Genomic DNA, 20,668 nt, shown 5'->3' on the forward strand with positions numbered 1-20,668 from the left:
CTAATGAATTCTAACTTTTTGGCTTTTTAAGCTTCAAGAAGCTAATTCCACCTAAAGCGCTTAGCAAACTGATCAGGAAAAACAGGGTGGCTAAAGCCGTGGCATTGGTTTCATTAATCAAAAGATAGCTAGCTCCTTTTACCATTACTAACTCACGAATACCAATACCGCCAGGTAAAGAGGCAGGTAAAGATGCAGCTACAGAAGTGACCAAAAACAAAGTGAGATAGTCAATATATCCTGTTTCTACTCCTAGTGCTTGAAGAATGAAAAAGGCACTTAATACTTGTAGCCCCTGAACACCAAGGGCCTGAAGATTAGTAATATGATTAACTGATTTGAAGGTCTTAAAAAGCAGGTTTACCAAAAGGTAATAGCAAGGATAAGCAGCTATTAAGCCAAGCCAAAGCAAGAAAGAGTAGTCTCCTAAAGCTTCTGGAGCATAACCAAAAAGACCAAGACTAAAGGCCAAAAACCCCAAAGCCACTACCCCACTTACACGATCTAGTAAAGTGGCACTTACTAGCATTTTAATGGAGTTGCCGTACCACTTGTTCAACAGATATACTTTATAGCCATCCCCCCCAATTCCACCTGGAAGAAATTGGTTGTAAAGCATACCTAGGTAGTACAGCTTTAAATTGAAACGCTCCTTCAAATCTAGCCGTAAGGCACGAAAAAAGTAATTCAACCTGAAGGCACTAAGAATTTTAGAGGCATTAAATGCCAAGAAAGCTAAAAACAGCCAGCCTATATGAGCTGATAAAACTGTTGACTTGAGTTCTTCAAAATCAATATCTTGAAAAACGTAGTAGATGGCCAGAACAGCAATAACCAGCTGAGCAGCTACTTTCGCCCACCGCTTAAGCTTTTTGCTCGCCAATGAAAGTTTCTTTTAAGCGATAAACCTTCTTATTCTGAGACTCATAATAAGTTCTCATCATTAGTTCTGCGATTATACCGACCGTCACAAACTGAATACCCGCAAGAATAAGGATACTTCCTAAGAGTAAAAGTGGACGCCCCCAAATGTCTTCTCCTGTCCAAAACTTGTAAATAACTAAATACAAGTTAATGAGGAAGCCTACAATAAAAGTGATGATTCCCCACCCTCCAAAGAGGTGCATTGGCCTTCTGAAATACTTCTGAAAGAAGATCATCAGAATGAGGTCGGCCATTACCCTGAATGTTCTGTTGATGCCATATTTAGACTCTCCGTGCATTCTTGCGTGGTGTCTAACATCAACTTCGGTCATTTTAGCCCCTTGAAGTTTAGCTAAAACAGGAATGAATCGGTGAAGCTCACCATACAGACCAAGGTTTTTGGCTATATCTTTTTTGTAGATTCTAAGACTACAGCCATAGTCACTCAATCTAACATCAGTAGTATTTCGGATAATCCAGTTAGCAATTTTGCTCGGGAATTTTCTAAGCACAAAACCGTCTTGCCTGTTAGCTCTTACTCCAGCTACAACATCAAGTCCGCTTTCTTCTAATTTGGCCAACATAGTTGGAATATCTGCTGGGTCGTTCTGTAAATCACCATCCATGGTAACAATGTACTCACCCTCTGCTGCATCAATTCCAGCTTGCATAGCTGTACTTTGTCCATGGTTTTTGTTGAAGATTAAGAGCTTAGTGCGCTCATTAGCTACCTTCTTAACATTTTCAACCGTTTTATCAGAAGAACCATCATCTACTAGAATCAGCTCATAATCAATACCTTCCAGTGCTTCATACTCCTTTTCACAAAGGGGAATCACATTATCTTCTTCATTGTAGAGGGAAACAACTACCGATAGTTTCATCTTCAAATTCTATGTTTTGAGCAGGCCAAAATTTCGCTGTGCAAAGTAAACATGTTCTGCCCCAAATACCTAATCAATACAATTGAGGCTTGCTTTATCATTTTTCGATTAGTTTTGTGACCAAGTGAAACTGAGAATCATATTCGGGGCATTAGTTGCCCTATCGATAGCTGTAATGTTTGCCAATATTGGTGGACTAGATGTTTATGCCTTAGACGAAGCAAAAAATGCTGAGGCGGCTCGCTACATGTATGAAAGTGGCAATTACGTAGTGCCATTCTATAACGGAGATTTACGAACCGATAAACCTCCCCTACACTATTATTTTATGGCTGCAGGGTATTCATTATTTGGAGTGAATGCTTTTGGTGCAAGGTTCTTCTCATCGCTATTTGGCGTGCTAACCATTGTGCTCACCTTTCTTTTTGTGCTGAAGCATTTTAATACTCGTGCAGCCATTCTTTCTAGTTTGGTGCTCATTGCATCCCTGCATTTTAACTTGCAGTTTCACATGTCTGTACCAGACCCATACTTGATACTCTTTATCACTTGGGCATACTTCTCCTTCTACGATGCTTATAAAACTGGTAACAGATGGCAACTTTTCTCCTTTTACTTTGCCATTGGCTGTGGACTTTTAACCAAGGGCCCGATTGCTGTGGCACTACCAGGTCTTACTGCTGTTATATTTTTATTACTGAACAGAGATTTTAAATGGAAGACTATATGGCGCATGCAGCCCTTTGGTGGATTGTTACTATCACTGATGGTGGCTTTGCCTTGGTACTATGAGGTGCATAAGCAAACCAACGGTGCATGGACCGAAGACTTTTTCTTTAAGCACAACTTCTCCCGCTATTCAGAGGCTATGGAAGGTCACGAGGGTATATTCATTATCACCTTTGCCTTTGTATTTGTCTTAGGGATGCTCACCTTCTTACCATTTGTTTTTCAGAGCATTAAATATGCTATCCTCAATAGAAAGAACGAACCTCTTCTCTATTCATTAATAGCAGCCCTTGTAGTAGTCATTTTCTTCGCTTCTTCAAGTACTAAATTGCCTAATTATACGGTTCCTTCATACCCAGTATTAGCTGTTGTTCTCGGGTTTTATTTGTCTCAGATTGACACACAATGGTTCACTAATAAATGGAACAAATTAGGCTTAGGCCTTTATTCGGTACTTCTGGTGGGATTTCCTGCTGGAATCTATTTCGGCCTTAAAGGCGATCCATCATTAAGCCACCTCTCTTGGTTAGGTGTATATTTCATCATTCTTACAGGAGTAGGAATCTATAATTTCTACACAATGTTCAGGTCGAAAAATATAGCGGCATTGCTTAGGTGGAATGTAGCCGGATGGATGGCAACTATACTCTTGTTTTTCTATCTGATCTTTCCTCAAGTAGATGCTGAAAACCCAGTTAGAAAACTAGTCCCTCAGATGGAAACTAGTAAAGCAATGATTGCCTATGCACGCCTTAACCCTGCATTTGTTTTTGCACTAGAAAGAGAAATTCCTCGCTTTTCAACCTTACAGGAAATTGAAGAAGCCATGACACAGGCTCCTTCCGGTTATGTGATCTCTAGAACTGACTACCGTGAAGAGTTGGAGCAAATTGATGGCCTAGAATACCATTCCGAAGCCAAAGATTTATTTGAAAACCCAACCACGCTGGTTATGAAATGGGGAAAGCACTAGGTTACTTCCTTAATAATCCCTTTTGAAGTTTCGGATACTCACTCTTTGGTGCCATAATCATGTAGGCTAGAACCACTGAAAGAATTCCAAACAGACTACCAAAATATACGTCTCTAGCAAAGTGCTGAAGAATATACATTCGGCTTACACCTACCAAAACGGCACTAAAGAAGAATACAACTCTCCATGTGGTAGAACGAATTACAAGCATTAAGAAAAATGCCAAAGTAAACGCAGAGGCAGTGTGCCCTGAAGGAAAAGCATCGAAGCTTCTTACTGTAACTCCATCTACAAAGTTCAATGTATCTAATTGATCTTCGAAATAAAGCTTGGGCCTTGGCTCTCCAGCATACAACCATTGTTTGAAGATATGTACAAAGATGGTTTGAAAGACTATGGCAATTAGCAGTGTTAAAAACTTATGATAATTCAGGAATAAGTAGCCTAGTGCCACTATAGCCAGTACAAAACCATCACCTACATGCGTCCAATACTTGAAGAAAAAATCGCTAAATACTGAGTGGTTGTCATTTAACCATAACACTACGTCACCATGGGCAGTAAACACCATTAAAATGCCGCCTAGTACAAAGTAAATAGCCGTTAACCAATGTATTGTTGTTCCGAATAAGTCTGATTTCATTCCTTGAATTTGAATCTTAGGTACTTAATGTTTTCACCTTTGGCCACAAACTTTCTCTCAAAGTCTGTTTCAATACCGTGATGGAGCTTGTTTAAATCGGAATCATACAAATTGAAAGTATGGTCTAGCAACTCAATATCATCTCGTTCCTCAAACAGCTCTAGGGTGTATTGGAAAAGTTGGGTGTTATCCGTCTTAAAGTTGATCAGGCCATCTGGCTTTAATACACTTTTATAAAGCTCTAAAAATCTGGGAGAAGTAAGCCTCCGTTTAATATCCCTCTTTCTAGGTCTTGGGTCTGGAAAAGTTATCCATATTTCGGCCACCTCATTCGGGGCAAAAAACTGATCTAAATGCTCAATCTGCGCTCTGAGGAAAGCTGTGTTAGTTAGTTCCTTCTCAATAGATACAGTACTACCAACCCATAGTCTATCTCCTTTAACATCTATGCCTACAAAGTTTCTTTGAGCATAAACTGCTGCTAAGCCTGTAGTATAATGGGCTTTTCCGCATGCTAACTCAAGGGTTATTGGTTGGTCATTAGGGAAATACTCCTTGTTCCAATTCCCTTTCAAGTTTTTGTAAATGGGCATAGTGTCTTCGAAGACATTATGTCTTTCAGCAATTTCCCCATACTTCTTCAATTTAGTCCTAGACATTATAACCCTTCGATTTCAGCCACTACAAATGTACTCCCTCCAATGTAAATCATATCATCTGGCGATGCAGACTGTTGGGCAAAATTGATAGCCTCATTAACATCTTGAATATAGGTTTTGGGCTGCTTTAACTTGCTTGTCTTCGCTTTCAATTCGTCTATCAGTAGAGCTCTTGGTATTTGAGGCTCACAGAAAATCAGGTGTGCGTTTTCAGGAAGCATAGCTAGTATAGGATTCAAATCTTTTTCCTTAACAAAGCCCAGCACCATATATAACTGTGAGTAAAGCTGTCTAGATATTTGATCAACTATATATTGAAATGCTTCTTTATTATGACCTGTATCACAAATAGTTAAAGGATTAGAACCCAACTGTTGCCATCTGCCTTTAAGTCCAGTATTGGTTTGAACCTGAGACAGGCCTAACCTGATTTTATCTTCCGAGATTTCCCAACCTAGTTCTGTTAATACCCTCAGGCAAGTCAACACTCCTTTGACATTTTTAGCTTGATAAGTTCCTTGAAGATCGGATAAAGGTATTTCATCATAAACCTGGTCTTCAGCAAAAATGATGGGAGCATTTCTCTTTTTTGCTACTTCAACAAAAACTGGCTCAGTTTCTTTTTGCTTCTCAGTGACTATTACAGGAACCGATTCCTTAATTATACCAGCTTTTTCAAAGGCAATCTTTTCCAATGTGTCACCTAGCATATCCATATGATCCATACCGATATTGGTAATTACAGAAACTTCTGGCTCAATAATGTTTGTAGAGTCCAACCTGCCTCCTAGTCCAACTTCTATAACAGCAATATCGACCTTCTGCTGAGCAAAGTAATTGAAAGCAATAGCTACCGTCATTTCAAAGAATGAAGGTTTAATAGACTCAATACTGGGCATATTTTGCTCAATAAAATCTACTACAAAACCCTGGCTTACTTCTTCACCATTTATTCTGATCCGCTCGGTAAATGATTTTAAATGCGGGCTAGTATATAAACCCACCTTATATCCGCATGCTTGGAGCACCGAAGCCAGCATGTGCGATGTGCTGCCCTTACCGTTAGTGCCTGCTACATGGATACTCTTGAATTTCTTTTCTGGATGATTGAGCGCCTTACAAAGCTTAATTGTATTTGTAAGATCCTTTTTAAACGCGGCCTGTCCCACTCTTTGGTACATGGGTAAAGCCTTAAACATGAAATCAAGCGCCTCCTGATAGGTCATAGGGCGAAGATACTAGCTCCTATTGATCGGGTATCAGGATTTTTGAAAATATTTTGATTGATCATACGTGTGGTTCACTCTGAAAACGTCATATCGGCAAAAGTCAAAAACTCAGAATATGAACAAATCATTCAAATTAATCCTCAGCCTACTGGCCTTACTCACCTTTATTACTGCTTGCTCGGAAGATGGAATTAATGGCCGTGGGCCTATAGTTGAGCAAGAACGCTCAACGGATGAATTCACAGCTTTGCATCTTCAGATTCCTGCTAAGCTTTACGTTTATGAAGGAACGGCACCTAGTGTAAGAATTAGAACTAACGAAAACTTACATAAGTACATTGAAACCACTGTGGTAAATGGAGAATTAAGAATTGAAACTACACCCAATGTGTGGATTAGAAACGCCAACTCCATGAGCATTTATGTCACCTCTGACTTGGTGTCTCAGTTTACCATAAACGGTTCTGGTCTAATTGCTATTGAAGACTGTTTAGATGTGGCCTCTGCATCATTTCAGATCAATGGCTCTGGCGATATTTACGCATGTGGAGCAACAGATGTGCTCAAGGTTGTGGTTAATGGTTCAGGAAAATTCAAAGGACACGATCTTCAAGCAGAATCTGCTGAAGTGGAAATTCGTGGATCAGGAGATATTGAAACTCGAGTAAATCAGTCTTTAGAGGCAGATATCTCGGGCTCTGGTAAAGTAGAATACTACGGAAACCCTCAAATTTTTACACAAATTAGTGGTTCTGGTAAAGTGAAGAAGAAGTAATTAATTGGTTTTAATTACGAAGGTAACTTCGCCCTTAGATACTGCAGCAGGTGCTTTGGAGGCATCGGTTTGAATAAAGCGTAGCTCCAACACTTGCTTCTTATAAAAGTCTACAATAGTGTTGTCACTTATAGTTGTCCCAGGGACAACAGTTACTCTAAGTACCTTTCCTCTATCATCTACATCGATAGCAAATTTGATAACACCATCTACTTGAGAATCGTCTTTTTTAGAAGGAGGCGCTTGCCACTTCCAACCGTCTAAACTGTAACTAACACCTAAATCGGCACCTCCAGGGCTAGAGCCTTTGGTATTAGGGTTACCCTTAGGGTCACCTTCATTTCCCTTTTCTGAAGAGCTTCCCTGATTATTTGATGCAGCTTCTTTACTGTCAGTATTCGTTTTCTTTCCCCCCATTAAAGCTCTGTTATCAATAGTAGGTTTTGGCTTAGGTTTTTCAACTGGCTTTTCTTCTACTTTTTTTTCCTCAACAGGTTTCTCTTCTGTTTTCTTTTGTTCTGTCGGCTTAGTTTCTTCCTCTTTTTTTGTTTCAGTTACAGGAGGAGTCTTCTCTTCCACCTTCACTTCTGCTTTTTCAGGACTGGTTATAGTTTCTTTAACTGTTTGCTCTACTGGAGGAGTTTCTGTCTTGGTTTCTTCAACAGGTGGTGTAACAGGCTTAATCTCTTCTACTGTTTCTGGCTCGGTAACTTCTTCTTCCTGAACTTCTTCCACTTCCGTATTCTCAGAGTCAGACTCGGCATCAGGAGGCGTATCATTTTCAGTTTCTTCTGCCGGAGCATCAAAAGTCTTCTCAGTGTCGCCACTACCAACTTCTTGGAAACCAAGGTTTAGTTCAATGCCATATTCTGGAATTGGCGGATCTGGTTCTCTCCAAGCTACTAAAACAAGGAAAAGAGCGATAATCGAGCTATGTACAATAGCCGAAACCACAATACTAAATCGCTTATCTTTCTTTTCCTGTTCAGACATATTACTCAGGTCTTGTAACCAAGACTGTTTTTTGCTTCAATTTGGCGGCAATCCCAGCCACTTTAGCCGTATGACCGGTTGGTACGGATGCATCTATATTTAAGCTCAAAGTACCTTCTTGCCCACCCGTTAAACGTAATAATTCGTTTTCTAGTGTCTCAGGAGTCACCTCATTATCATTTAACACATAACGCAAATCTGCTGTAATCGTTAAGCTATTTTTCTGCAGTGAAATACTAGCCGATTGTGCCGTTGGTAAATTTACCGGTAGGCCCGATGGTGTGATGAAAGAGGCGGTAAGCATAAAGAAGATCAACAACAGGAATACAATATCTGTCATTGATGACATGCTAAATGATGACTCTACCTTATGTTTAGACTTAATATCCATCTTATTGCGGCTCTTGCAGTAAGTCTATAAAATCTATAGAAGTATATTCCATGTAGTGAATAGCCTTCTGCACTTTAGATACTAGGTAATTGTACCCCAAGTAGGCTATAATACCTACCACCAAACCAGCTGCGGTTGTAACCATAGCCTCATAAATACCTGTAGAAAGTAACTTAGGGCTTACAGACCCTTCTTCTTGCGCAATGGCAATAAAGGCCTGAATCATACCAGAAACGGTACCTAAGAAACCAATCATTGGTGCTGCACCAGAAATAGTAGCTAGCAAAGAGAGGTTCTTTTCTAACTTGTAAACTTCAATTTTACCTACATTTTCTATAGAAGCCTCAATAGTTTTGAGTGGAGAACCTATTCGGTGAATTCCCTTTTCAATCATTTTAGCAATTGGTGAATCAGTTTGAGAGCACAAAAGCTTAGCTCCATTTACATCTCCGTTAGCCACCAGGTTTTTAATTTTCTCCATAAACTCGAAAGGCGTTTTAGAAGCTCTATTAAGATTTCTTAGTCTTTCGAAGAATATATAGATAGCCATACCCCAAAGAATAACTAGTGGCACTAACCAGAATCCACCTTTTAAAAGGAGTTCAAAAAAGAACAGAACTCCTTCTCCATCACCTCCAACAGCGGTTGTGTCGGAAGTGGCTAATTGTTGCAATAATATCACCATTTTAATATTTCAGTACCCAGATATTTTCACCGTAAGTGCTAACCAAGTCAGCTCTCTTTTCTTCGGCTTCAGCCATACTGCCAGACAGTGCTATGCCCACTCTATGGAATTTGAAATCACCAGTAGGTTTCAACAAATAAGCACTCTCTCCTGCAGCTACAATTTCTTCGCCTTTATCTTCAGCAAGATCGGCATCATAGAAGCTTCCGATTACAACATACCAACGGCCTTCAGGTGCAGAAATTGTAAATAATTCTGCTGTCGGCTCTGGTTCTGGTTCAGGAATTGGTTCGGGCTCTGGCTCCGGTTCTGGCTTAGGCTGTGGTTGTTCAGTTTTAATAGGTTCAACCTCCTTATCTTTCTTGAAAACGAAGAAATAAAGTATTGCTGCTATTATCACAATCAGCAAGATAATAACCAAAGCTGTAATTCCTGAATTATTGGTTTTCTCCTCCTCTTCAGGCTTTTTGGCCACAGGTTGCACTGGTGCTTTTTTCTCTTCGTTTTTGGGATGCGCTTTCTCATCGCCAGTAGAAAACACGAAAGGCTCTGGCTCTTCCTTTTTTTCTTCTTTTACTGGAGGTATTGGCGTTACCTCTTTCTCTTCTACCTTTTCTTCTTTCGGAGCTTCTTCTGCTTCTTCGCTAGGGTTTGCAATAGGTTCTGGAGCAGGTGGCTCTTCTAAAGGAGTATCTGTAACTGGTTCTAGTTCAATATCATCTAAACCAAAGTCATCATCATTAGTCTCAGGTGCCTGAGGTTTTTCTTTCTTAGGTTTAGCTGGTGATTTTCTCGCACCGGTTCTTTTTGCTTTGTCGTTTTCTCCAGAAGAATTGCTTTTCTTTTTAGCCGCCATACTGAATAAGGTTGAATGATGTTTTTACAAATTAGTAAAATAAAAATACTATACTAAAATGGGTCTTTGCCAGACTAGAATGATACTGATAATCCACCTAAGAATTGAATACCACGAGATGGATAGTTAAGATACCTTTCGTACTCTTTGCCGAATAGGTTGTTTATCTGCAAAAATACACCAATTCTATCATTTACCTCATATCTACCACCCAAATTCAGATCTATGATATCATCTAGATCATACACCTGGGTTGTTTCTCCGTTAAGTGCCTTAAGCCCACCTAGGTAGTATAAATCAGTAGTGATGGCCAACTTTTCAATTGGGAAAATAGTAGAGTTAAAAGCCGCTTTAAAGTTTGGTCTATGCCATGCTTCTGTCAATGTGGCTAAAGAATAGTTATAGAAATCGAAACGTAAGGAGCTCCTCACCTTTCCTGCTTTTTCAAAGTTTACCGCTCCAAAAACATCTAACCTATCAGTTTTATCACCATCATAAAGTATTTCAAACCTAGTAGAGTCAGAGATAGAGTTGGTAATGAACTGCAAGTTGTTCAAGGTAGCATAGCTAACCCCAGAACTGAGTGTTAAACCATCGAATAACTGAAAATCTAAACCTGCAGTAATATCGCTTACCTTCTCAGTATTTCTCAAGTCAAAGTCAGCCTCTAAGAATGGATTTTCGCTAATAGAAGATTCTACAGAATTGAATTCAAGGTCTCCCTCATAGCCAGCATAAATTCTAAAGCCAGAGCTCAAGGCATAATCGGCCTTAATTACCGGATAAATACTTAAGCCTTTGTTAAAGCCATTGTCTCCTGCTAGGTTAAAACCTGCATTAAAGGTGAATCCATTGGTTCTGTAAATAGCCCTTGGCCTGAAGTTTAAATAACTACGGTTGTCCTCTTCAGTATCTTGACGTTTAGAGAGGGTAGCTAAAAGGTCTATGTTGAACCTTAGGTCTTCATTTACAATAAAGAACCCACCCACATCGAAGTTGAACTTGTTCTCTCTAGCCTCATAAGAATCTCTAAAGAAAATCCAGTCTGTTTTGAAATGGTAATCGAAGTTTTGCTCCTTATTGGCATTCTCAATCAACACATTAGTTGAGAATCTGGTGAATTTCCGCTCAATATCTCCAGGCTCTAAATCTAGCACAGGATCGTATCCGTAAAAATGAACCTTCTGACTTGAGTAATTCATTGAGCCAGAGACCTTATTCACATTACTGAAGTACTTAGCGCCAATGGCCGCTTCGGTTCTTCCTTCTCCAGAATTCTCATCGAAAACAGGTCCTTTTTTACTCGAAAGGTGTCTTACATATAGGTTAAACAAGTAAGACTCATGTCGTTTAGAGCCTAAATACCCTTCTAAATAAGGGGTTCCATAATTACCATAACCAAGCTTCAGGAAGTTTGAAGTCAAGTCGCTCAACCGTTGATTTCCTTGATAATTCACTGTTCGAAATGCTGGCACCAACGGACTCAAACTGTACTGAAAAGTTTTAAAAGAGTATTGCTGCTTGGTATCCGTTTCGCTTACGGGAAGCTGAGGTATTTTCTCAAAGTTTCTGGTAGCTGGCGGAAGCGTAATTCGCCTGTCTTTACGGATTACAATTTCAGCCTCTTCTAGCTGTCCTTGCCCTTGCTGCGCGAAAAGAGAACCAGTTCCTATGATAAAAAGTCCTACAATCGAAAGTCTTGTCAACTTATTCATTGTTGCCTCCTTTCTGAACTTGTGTTGAATCCATTTTTGTGCTATCCGATGCAATTTCTTGTTGTCTTAGCTCTTCCTCTTTTATCTCAATTTCGGTCAACTTAGCTCTTGCTTCCGTTAACACTTCATCTACCTGAGAATTCTCAATAATTGAATTAACCGTGGCTTTTGCCTGAAACAACTCGCCCAAGGCTATGTAGTTATCGGCAATTAGTAAGAAGGCTTTTCCTAACCATAAGTCATAGTCCGCGAATCGTTCATTGAATTCGAACAAGGTGGTGAGCGACTCTTGGTAGTTACCTTGTTGATAGAATATTTTTCCTAGCAAATACTGAGCTTCTGCTCCGTACCTGTTTTTAGAAGTATTTATCGTGCTCAAAAGGTCGTCAATTGCTGTATTGAAGTTGCCCTGATTATAAGCTGCTTTACCCAAATACAACTGCGCCTTGTTCACCTGATCTTGGCTGATATTCCCTTTGGTGATGATGTTATTGGCGTAGACCTTCATCTTATCATATTCGGCTAGTTTAAAGTAAGCTTCGAGCAAACCTGCCCATGCATCATTCTCCTGCCTTTTGGAGATTGCTATTTTCTCTAGCCTGCTGTAGTAGTTCGCAGCTTCTCCAAAGTCTCCAGCCTTGAGTTGCAGCTCACCTATTCTTTGGAAAACCACATCAATATCAGATACCTGCGCTTCTCTGTCTAGTTCATAATAGAGTTCTAGAGCTTTTACATTATTATTCAATCTGTAGTGAGATTCAGCCCTGTAGAACTTAGCCTGACTGCTCAACGGACTGCTAGTATAGTTTCGCTCATAATCTTCGAAGGCTCCAATAGCAGCAGAATATTCTTGACCGAAGTAAAGGTTTTTAGCGGACTCTAACTCTATGTTCTCGAGCGCCTGATTATCTGGGTTTGCATTCTTGTACTTTGCCAAATACTGATCGAACTCAAGCACTTTGTTATTGAGCTTCAGCGTATTTTGTAAACCTAGAAGTGCAGAATTGGCCACTCTACTGGTTACATAAGTATCTAGAATGATTTTATAATCTTCTTCTGCTTTATCTAACTCATTTAAGTTAAAGTAAGCCAGTGCTCTGCTTTCATAAGCATAAGGAATGAAAGGACTTTGCTCTTGGTTCTCAATTATTCTAGTAAAGCCTTGAATTGACTCTCTATAGTCTCTGTTTTCTAACTGAATCTGAGCCTTTTTGTAAATAGCATCATCGTAGTAGCGTGAATTGCTGAAGCGGTTAATTACTACGTCTAGAGACTGAATAGCCTCATCACTTTTGTCTTGAAAATCTCTAACTACACCCTTTTGAAAATAAGCATAATCAACATTTGGGTTATTCGTATCAATTGCTCTTTGGTAGTAAGAAATGGCTGTAGCATAGGCCTTATCTACATAGTAACAGTCTGCCAACCTCAAAATAGCATCATTGTAGTTGAGTTTATTGGGTCTTCCCTCCAACACATCTACATAGCGCTTAAAATAGATTCTGGCATTAGGGTAATCCCTAGTATTATAATAGGCATAGCCGATTCCATAATTCGCCTTTAAATAGTACTCAGAATCTGTGTTTCTAGTTCTAAATACCTGCTGGTATGCATCTATGGCATTGGTGTAATTTCTTGAAGTAGCCAAGGCCTCGGCTTTCCAAAAATGAGCTGCAGTTTCTAGGTCGTCATCAATTCTGTAAACCAATGACTTATCAAACATTTGAACAGCATTGGTATACTGAGCATTATTGAAGAACTCTGTTCCCTTGTAGAAGGTCACTTTCTGGTAAGCCGCCCTCACTCTTGGGCTCTTATCTTGAATTCTTTCAATGAATGTAATAGCCCGAGCAAAATCGTTGGTATTCAAAAATGCCTCAGAAAGTAGATTATTTGCCTCAGGAATATATTGAGAAGTTGGGTACTCTCTAATGAACCTGTCTAATGAAGTAATGGCTTGAGAATACTTCTTCGACTCAAAATTCACCTTAGCTAAATTGAAAGAGGCTTCTTCTTGAATGCTCTCGTTAAATGGAAGCTTACTTGCTTTATCAAATGCAGAAGTTGCAAACACATAATTGTCTTGCTCAACATACAGCTGTCCTAAATAATAAGATGCATACTGTGCCAAGGTATCTTCTTTTAAAGCTACACGCTTAAAATCTTCAATGGCTGGCTCCGAATTACCCATGGCAAAATTAGAATAAGCTATTCTATAAAGGGTCTGATTGTCTATACTTTGGGCTGCTAACTGTCTGTATAAAGCGTAGAACTCCAAGGCATTCTCATACCTGCTCTCGGCATAAGCAGACTCACCTGCTAACTGATAAATCTGATAGAGGTAGTCCATTCTAGTACGCTCTACATCAACATTCTTGAATTTATCCGCATAAGCTAGCACCTCGCCATAACGCTTCTGCTTAAAATATGAACTAGTGATCATAATAGGCACTCTGTACCTGTACTTTTCACTTTCTTCGGCCTTCCTTAAGTCTACAATAGCTTTATCAAAGCCATTATCTATGTAGGCCAAGTAACCTGAGTAGTAATTGGCATCGGCCTGATATTCTCCAGCTTCTCTCTTAGCCAAATCGAAGTATTTGATAGACTCTTCTTTTCTATTTAGACTAAAAGCGGAATAAGCAATTTTGAAGTAGGTTTCAGCTCTTTCTTCAGAGCTTAAAGCATTCAGATCTGCCAGTTTTAAATACTTGTTAGCTGTCTGAAAGTCATTCGATTTAAAGGCATTGATACCCAGGTTGTAATAAGCTTTAGAAGCTTTCGGGTGACTTGGCCTTTTCTTTACGAATTCTGAAATAAGTTGTGGCCCATCTGCATTGTTCAAGTTCAAAGCACATAAGGCAACATAATATTCGGCATCGGCCTTTTTTATTTCATCAGACCCTTCGAGAAGATACCTTTCAAACTGTTCTCGGGCCGCACTATACTTCTCTTTGTCTAGCAACTCCAAACCAAAACGATAGTATTTATTATCGCTGTTTTGGTGAAGCGTACTTTGAGCATTTAATGACCCGAGCGTTACAAGGCTGATGGTGACAATAGTTAATAGATTCCTCATCAAGTTGTATTTGCTCACTTTACTTCTAAACTCTTTTAACTTCTGAATATTGTTAGTCTCCATTGAAGTATTCAATGCATCAATTTGAAAACCAATTCTCTTAAAATTTCTTCTTCAGGCATAGATCCTGAATTCACTCCTTTAGATTTTAGGTCTGCTTCGCGAAGCAAAGAAATACATTGCATCACCTTATCGATAGGATATCTGGCCGCAGCAACCTTGTAATCTTTCACTACAAATGGAGGAAGCCCCATTGCTCTAGCCAAGCCACTATCTGACTTATCTTTTGCACTGTGTAAAAGGAGTAATTTACTATAATAACTAAAAAGTACAGCTATCATAGGGATGATGGAATTTGCCCTAATATTAGCCGCAAAATAATTGACAATACGATTGGCCTTTAACACATCTCCTTTAGAAATAGCATTCTGAAGTTCAAAGACATTGTAGTCTTTATTAATGCCAACATATTTCTGAATGTGCTCTGGAGTAATTTCTTCGCCTTCTTTCAGGTTGATAGAAATCTTGCTGATTTCATTGCTTAGTCGCTCTAAGTTGTTGCCCAAATACTCGGCAAGCATTTGCACCGACTGATAACCTATGTTGAAACCTTTGTCTTTAGCGTAACCTTCAATCCACTTAGGTACTTCATAATCGCGAAGTTTGGTGGTGGTTAACAGAATAGCCTTTTTACTAAGCGCCTTAGAGAGTGGTTTTCTGCCATCTACCTTTTTGTGCTTATGGGCGAAAACTAGCACTGTTGAAGGCACCGGATTATCAAGGTAGTTCATCAGGAGCTTCTGCCCTTCTTCCTTATTGATATCCTGTATTTCTTTAGCCTCTTTTACTATCACGACCTGACGTTCGGCCATCATTGGAAACCTGCGGGCTGCAGTTACAATCTGACTTGCAGAAACATCTTTACCGTACATTATGGTCTGGTTAAAACCCTTCTCGGTTTCGTTCAGACAATTGTCTTCAATGTAATCGGAAATCTGATCGATATAGTAGGGTTCTTCCCCCTGTAAAAAATAAACCGGTTCATATTTTCCGGCCTTCAACTGCTGTAAAATCTGCTCGGGAGTTACTGCCATGATCAGTTGTCAAATATACGATCTCGAATCTATTTTCAAGTAAATAGAACCAAGACTTTTATAAGGGGTTTATATTTGTAAAAAAGTGAAGAATGGTTGATTCGTTGGTGGAAAAAGGCATTGAAGCCTGTAAATCAGATAATTTCAAAAAAGGCGTAGAATTGTTCAATCAGGCGCTAGAAAAACAGCCCGAACATATTTCTGGCTTATACAACAGAGCACGAGCACTTTCTAAGATTCAGAGGCTAGAAGATGCACTTTTAGACTTTGAAAAGCTTGCCAAACTACAGCCCAACAATGCCACCTTTATTGGTGATTATGCTGTAGCGCTTCATTTAAATGGTGAAAATGATGAAGCTAATGTTCAGTTTGAAAAAGCACTTGAGCTTGAGCCTGAAAACCCATACAGATGGTCTTCTAGGGCATTTTTTAAAGATAGAATTGGTGAAGGTGAAGCAGCACTAGCCGACTATGAAAAAGCAGTTGAATTAGATCCTGATGACGCTATTGCACTAAACAACAAGGGTCTGATTGAAGAAAAGCTCGGCTATCAGGAACGCTCAAAGAAGAGTTTCAACCAATCGAATAAAATCATTGGTTACGAGCCAAAGGAAGGTGAAAAGCAAGAAGAAAAATCAGAACCCAAAACCTCTTCTGTGCCAAAGAAGGAGTCTCAAGAAATACTGACTAGGTGGAAAGTGATTAAGTCAATCTTCACCAAAGAAGGCTTCCAAGATTTCAGCCAATTCACCAAGAATAAAATACTTGGAAAGAAGGATTGATTCCTTCAATACATAGGATTAACCAGCTCTTTCTTACCTTGTGGAGCAAACAACTCTACTTATGAAAAAGCTTATAGTCATTTTATTATGTACCATTTCGCTCCAGTTTTCTTGTACTGGACAAAATAACATTGAAGAGCAAATCAAATCGGCCGTTCTAGCAGCTCCCGCTGCCGTTCGAGATGGAGCACATGTTTACGGTTTCAACGAAAAAGGCGAAATGATTACGCTCAGAGAAGGCACTAATAACTTTGTGGTAAGAGCCGATGATCCTACCAAAGAGGGTTTTGAGGTAGTTTCTTATCCAAAAGATGTTGAACCATTTATGGCTCGTGGTCGTGAGCTAAGAGCTGAAGGTAAAAACCGAGGCGAAGTGCTTCAGATGCGCGAAGAAGAAATGATGAATGGCTCTCTTCAAAAACCTAATTATGGTTCTACACTTGCCATTTATTATGGAGAAAACGCCAAATACAACCCTGAAACTAATGAATTAGAAGGCGGCCAGTTTAGGTACGTTATCTATACCCCACTGGCCACCGCAGAATCTACTGGTTTACCAATTAGCCCGAATGGCAAAGGACACCCTTGGGTAATGTTCCCTGGCCTTTACAGAGCTCACATAATGGTTACGCCTGCTGAAGGCAACTAAGCTATTCACTCCTCAAAGCCTTTACTGGGTTACTTGTAGCGGTTCTAATAGACTGATAACCAACAGTAAGCCAGGCTACTGCGGCAACCACTAGTATAGGCACAATCCATATCAGTGGGTTATTAAGGTTGATTTGGTAAGCGAATGATGCTAACCACTCTTTCATTAACCAATAACCTACTGGTATGGCAATTAAAGCACCTATAAGTACCAACAGGGTAAAGCTTTTAATTACCATAAAAGTTAAACTCTGAACAGAAGCGCCAAGCACTTTTCTTACGGCAATCTCCTTGTACCTCCTTTGTAAAGTGAATGCTGCTAGCGCGAATAACCCCAGACATGCAATAACGATTGCCAAACCAGAAGAAGCCGTGAACAATTGCCCAAACCTTTCTTCTTCGGCATAAAGGGAGTTGAAAGACTCATCTAAAAACACGTATTCAAAAGGTTCATCTGTAATGGTTTCAGCCCATGCTTGTCTTACTTGTTCAACCGTATTTTGATAGTCTCCAGTTACCTTAAGCGATAAATAGTTAGCGGCATACCAGTCTCCCTCAGTTTTGCCATCTTCTCCCATCAGCCTAAAAATGAATGGGTCGATGTCTCTTCTCAATGAAGCATGGTTGAAGTCTTTTACTACCCCAATGATAGTATAGTCCTCTCCATCGCCTCTTGAAAGCACCTTACCCAAAACATCTCCCCCTAGCCATTTTTTGGTCTTTTCATTAATGAGAATATTAGCAGTATCGGAAACTAGATCCTTATTGAAACCTCTACCCTCTATCAGTTCAATATCCATTGTCTTTAGAAAGTCTGCCGTAGCAAATAGGTTAATGAAGCTATTATTTCTAGGGTTATCCTCTACTGTTTGATAACCCCAATCCGACACACCTCCCGAGAGGTATTGGTTACTCAAAGCTCTAGATTCTACAGAAGGTATTCTATCAATCTTATTCAGAAAAGATGTGCCGTTCTCGGCCAATCGATTAATATTTTTGACGAGTAAAACTTGTTCTTGATTAAAGCCTAGGTCTTGATTTTTGATAAAATTAAGTTGAGTGTAAACCACTACTGTACTTACAATCAAAAGAATAGATATAGCGAATTGAAATGCTACTAACCCTTTTCTTAAAAAGCCACTACCTTTTCCTGTTGCCTGAGACTCTCCCTTTAAAGCCGTAATTGGTTTGAAAGCAGAAAGCACAAAAGCAGGATAACTTCCGGCCAAAAGACCAACAAGTAACATAATACCGAATAGCTTAAGCAATGTAGCCGTATTGAAAATATCCTCTACATTAAAGTTTCTATTAGCCAGTTGATTGAACCCTTCTAGAGCCAAAGAGGCTATGCCTAAAGCCAATATTGAAGAAAGAAAGCAAACAGTTATAGATTCAACTAGAAACTGCCCAACCAACTGTCCCTTTAATGATCCGAGTACTTTTCGCATACCTACTTCCTTAGACCTCATGGCCGAACGAGCGGTACTTAAATTCATAAAGTTGATGCAGGCAATGAGTAGAATAAAGAAGGCAACAGCCGAGAATATGTAAACATTATCTATACTTCCACTAGACCCTAAGGCCATATGAGAATAGTGTAAATGCAGTTTCTGCATAGGAATGAGTGAGAACGTTTTTTTACCTCCATCTGCTAGAAACGCATCGAAACTATCATGCCCCGAATATTTAATAATCATAGGTGCTAGATGTTCACGAATAAAGGCAGGCATCTTTTCATGGATTTGTTCTGGAGAAGCCCCCTTAGCCAATTTAGCATAAGTGAAAAAGCCATTCCCTGTCCAATTACCAATGGTTATCCATTCTTCATGTGGATACGAGTTGATGAAATTATACTGAAAATGAGTGTTTTTAGGTGGGTCAGCTACTACACCCGTTACCTGAATATTTTGGCCATCGGCCTTAATAATCTGACCAAGTGCATCTTGGTACCCGAACAGTTTATCTGCCAAAGACTGTGTTAGTACTACAGAATTAGGCCTATTTAAAGCAGTTTTGGGGTTACCAGCTATAAACTGAATATCGAATATCTGATTAATTGTGGAGTCTGCACTGAAGCCTCGAGCCTCTTTAAAAACCTGATCACCAATTTTGAAGGTTTGATCAAATGGCCCATTAAGCCGTGCTACAGCTTCAACCTCAGGGAAGTCAGTCTTCATTTGAGCACCAAGCCTGGCTGGAGTCCAAGCGCCTGCCTGACCATTGGCAACACGGTAAACTCTATCTACATCTTGGTGAAAATTATCATAGCTCAATTCATGACCTATGTACATAGTAATGAGCAAACAGGCCGCTAAACCAATGGCTAAACCTGAAATGTTAATAGCAGAATAGAATTTCTGCCTTAGGAGACTTCTAATGGATATTTTGAAATAGTTTTTGAGCATAGCAATGTTGTTTAATGAGTTTATATCTTCTAGACCTTTGATATATCTTAGGCGGAAAAACCTGAGAACATCCCAAGAGAACTTTCTTCTTGCAGGCTTGAGTCCTTCCGCTTCAATTCGTTTATAAAATAGCTCATAGGCATCTCCTTCAATGATTTCTAGTGCCCTGGGCTTGCAATAGAGTTTCAAGAATTTGATGGCCCACTGAGGTGGTTCGTGATCAAATGGAGACATACTTGAGTCCTAATGATGGAATTTGATCATGTAACTTATTGCGCTGTTCGCGAATAGCGTTCAGAGCCTCTTGACCAGCCACAGTGATTTTGAAGAATCGCTTTCTTCTTCCGCCTCTCTCGGCAGTAGCCCCTCCAACTTCAGACTTTAAAAAACTTTTGGTTTCCAACCTATCTAAGGCAGAATGGACTGCACTAATATTGATTTTCCTACCAGTCTGAGATTGAATTTCTTCCATCACACTAATGCCATAAGCGTTGTCATTCAGAATGGCCACAACCAAAAGCACCAATTCTTCAAACTCCCCTATTTGTACTCTTCCCATGGGTTTTAATTTGTTTCACAATAGTAAATGAAATACATATGTTTCACTATTGCAAATGAAATTAATTATGGTGTAATGAATTGTGCTTATGAAGTATTCAAACGGAAGTAAACTGAATTAATCAGACAACTTTAATTCCTAATTACTACTTTCAACCTTATAACCTGAAACATAATAACTCATGATTAAAAGACTCCTTTTTTTAGGCTTACTCTTCTGCACTTTTATGGCACAAGGTCAATCGGAAGATGTTCAGAAAGAATTACAGAATAGATATTTAGGGTATCTCATTAGAGAAGGATATGACCCCGAAATAGATGCTGATGGCGATGTGGAATTCACTTACAATGACAATAACTATTATCTAACTATTGACGCAAGTGAAAAAGAGTTTTTCAGAATTGCCAGAATTGCTAGACTAGAATTGACTGAAGAATCAGATATCAATCGTGCAAAGATAATCTGTCACGATATCACTAAAGAAAAAAAGGTAACCAAAGTCTATTGGTTCAATAATAATATTTGGGTATCCAGTGAGCTTCTTTTTTCAGATTCTGATGGCTTTGAAGGTATTTTTGAAAGAGCCATGGAACTTACAGAAAAGTCATTTGATGAGTTTGTTACTCAGTGGAAAGAAAATTAGTC

19 protein-coding genes are annotated in these 20,668 nt (G+C 39.4%); 5 read left to right on the forward strand and 14 right to left on the reverse strand.

Translation table 11 applies throughout. The annotated features are described in order from the left end of the window. Positions 1-10: 10 nt before the first annotated feature. Positions 11-883, reverse strand: a complete 873-nt coding sequence (locus tag AWW68_RS14185) for a lysylphosphatidylglycerol synthase transmembrane domain-containing protein (protein ID WP_068222225.1) — start codon at positions 881-883, stop codon at positions 11-13. Beyond that, positions 864-1,808, reverse strand: a complete 945-nt coding sequence (locus AWW68_RS14190) for a glycosyltransferase family 2 protein (protein WP_068222228.1) — start codon at positions 1,806-1,808, stop codon at positions 864-866. The genes AWW68_RS14185 and AWW68_RS14190 overlap by 20 nt, the downstream gene beginning before the upstream one ends. Positions 1,809-1,932: 124 nt before the next feature. Here AWW68_RS14190 and AWW68_RS14195 point away from each other — a divergent pair, with 124 nt between their 5' ends. Next, entirely contained in the window at positions 1,933-3,510 is a 1,578-nt protein-coding gene (locus AWW68_RS14195) for an ArnT family glycosyltransferase (RefSeq protein ID WP_157717663.1), read from the forward strand. 1 nt (position 3,511) lies between these two features. Here the strand turns inward: AWW68_RS14195 and AWW68_RS14200 are convergent, their stop codons facing one another. From AWW68_RS14200 to AWW68_RS14210, 3 genes are read right to left on the reverse strand one after another with little or no spacing between them, the layout of a single operon-like run. Beyond that, entirely contained in the window at positions 3,512-4,153 is a 642-nt protein-coding gene (locus tag AWW68_RS14200; protein WP_068222235.1) for a phosphatase PAP2 family protein, read from the reverse strand. After that, a complete protein-coding gene (trmB, locus tag AWW68_RS14205; protein WP_068222239.1) occupies positions 4,150-4,812 on the reverse strand; it encodes a tRNA (guanosine(46)-N7)-methyltransferase TrmB in 663 nt (220 codons plus the stop codon). The genes AWW68_RS14200 and trmB overlap by 4 nt, the downstream gene beginning before the upstream one ends. Then, positions 4,812-5,993 (reverse strand): bifunctional folylpolyglutamate synthase/dihydrofolate synthase, encoded by a 1,182-nt coding sequence (locus tag AWW68_RS14210; RefSeq protein ID WP_317038759.1) that lies wholly within the window; start codon positions 5,991-5,993, stop codon positions 4,812-4,814. The genes trmB and AWW68_RS14210 overlap by 1 nt, the downstream gene beginning before the upstream one ends. A 163-nt stretch (positions 5,994-6,156) precedes the next feature. Here AWW68_RS14210 and AWW68_RS14215 point away from each other — a divergent pair, with 163 nt between their 5' ends. Further along, positions 6,157-6,816, forward strand: coding sequence for a head GIN domain-containing protein (locus AWW68_RS14215; RefSeq protein WP_068222246.1), 660 nt, complete (start codon positions 6,157-6,159; stop codon positions 6,814-6,816). On the opposite strand, the gene AWW68_RS14220 is transcribed toward AWW68_RS14215, so the two are convergent. From AWW68_RS14220 to holA, 7 genes are all read right to left on the reverse strand, one after another. Further along, complete coding sequence (locus AWW68_RS14220; RefSeq protein WP_068222249.1) at positions 6,817-7,809, reverse strand: hypothetical protein; 993 nt, start codon at positions 7,807-7,809, stop codon at positions 6,817-6,819. It lies immediately after the preceding gene. Position 7,810: 1 nt separating this feature from the next. Further along, positions 7,811-8,149: an ExbD/TolR family protein gene (locus AWW68_RS14225; protein ID WP_317038760.1), complete on the reverse strand. Its 339-nt coding sequence runs from the start codon at positions 8,147-8,149 to the stop codon at positions 7,811-7,813. A gap of 52 nt (positions 8,150-8,201) precedes the next feature. Further along, positions 8,202-8,882, reverse strand: coding sequence for a MotA/TolQ/ExbB proton channel family protein (locus tag AWW68_RS14230; protein WP_068224155.1), 681 nt, complete (start codon positions 8,880-8,882; stop codon positions 8,202-8,204). Between the two features lie 4 nt (positions 8,883-8,886). Next, on the reverse strand, positions 8,887-9,741 hold the full coding sequence (locus AWW68_RS14235; protein WP_068222252.1) for a hypothetical protein: 855 nt from the start codon (positions 9,739-9,741) through the stop codon (positions 8,887-8,889). A gap of 74 nt (positions 9,742-9,815) precedes the next feature. After that, positions 9,816-11,456, reverse strand: coding sequence for a porin family protein (locus AWW68_RS14240; RefSeq protein WP_068222254.1), 1,641 nt, complete (start codon positions 11,454-11,456; stop codon positions 9,816-9,818). After that, on the reverse strand, positions 11,449-14,535 hold the full coding sequence (locus AWW68_RS14245) for a tetratricopeptide repeat protein (protein ID WP_221406002.1): 3,087 nt from the start codon (positions 14,533-14,535) through the stop codon (positions 11,449-11,451). Before AWW68_RS14245 ends, AWW68_RS14240 begins: the two co-directional genes overlap by 8 nt. A gap of 71 nt (positions 14,536-14,606) precedes the next feature. Continuing rightward, positions 14,607-15,629 carry a DNA polymerase III subunit delta gene (gene holA, locus AWW68_RS14250; RefSeq protein ID WP_068222257.1) on the reverse strand — a complete coding sequence of 341 codons (1,023 nt, stop codon included), beginning with the start codon at positions 15,627-15,629 and terminating at the stop codon, positions 14,607-14,609. A gap of 92 nt (positions 15,630-15,721) precedes the next feature. Here holA and AWW68_RS14255 point away from each other — a divergent pair, with 92 nt between their 5' ends. Together AWW68_RS14255 and AWW68_RS14260 are read left to right on the forward strand one after the other, a co-directional pair. Continuing rightward, complete coding sequence (locus AWW68_RS14255) at positions 15,722-16,411, forward strand: tetratricopeptide repeat protein (protein ID WP_068222259.1); 690 nt, start codon at positions 15,722-15,724, stop codon at positions 16,409-16,411. Between the two features lie 61 nt (positions 16,412-16,472). Then, positions 16,473-17,060, forward strand: coding sequence for a hypothetical protein (locus tag AWW68_RS14260; protein ID WP_068222261.1), 588 nt, complete (start codon positions 16,473-16,475; stop codon positions 17,058-17,060). Between the two features lies 1 nt (position 17,061). Here the strand turns inward: AWW68_RS14260 and AWW68_RS14265 are convergent, their stop codons facing one another. Continuing rightward, positions 17,062-19,698 carry an ABC transporter permease gene (locus AWW68_RS14265; protein ID WP_068222262.1) on the reverse strand — a complete coding sequence of 879 codons (2,637 nt, stop codon included), beginning with the start codon at positions 19,696-19,698 and terminating at the stop codon, positions 17,062-17,064. Then, positions 19,685-20,023, reverse strand: a complete 339-nt coding sequence (locus tag AWW68_RS14270) for a PadR family transcriptional regulator (protein WP_068222264.1) — start codon at positions 20,021-20,023, stop codon at positions 19,685-19,687. Before AWW68_RS14270 ends, AWW68_RS14265 begins: the two co-directional genes overlap by 14 nt. Positions 20,024-20,204: 181 nt before the next feature. Here AWW68_RS14270 and AWW68_RS14275 point away from each other — a divergent pair, with 181 nt between their 5' ends. Continuing rightward, positions 20,205-20,666 carry a hypothetical protein gene (locus AWW68_RS14275; RefSeq protein WP_157717664.1) on the forward strand — a complete coding sequence of 154 codons (462 nt, stop codon included), beginning with the start codon at positions 20,205-20,207 and terminating at the stop codon, positions 20,664-20,666. The last annotated feature ends 2 nt before the right edge of the window (positions 20,667-20,668 follow it).

Source organism: Roseivirga spongicola (genome assembly GCF_001592965.1).
Taxonomy (GTDB): Bacteria; Bacteroidota; Bacteroidia; order Cytophagales; family Cyclobacteriaceae; genus Roseivirga; species Roseivirga spongicola.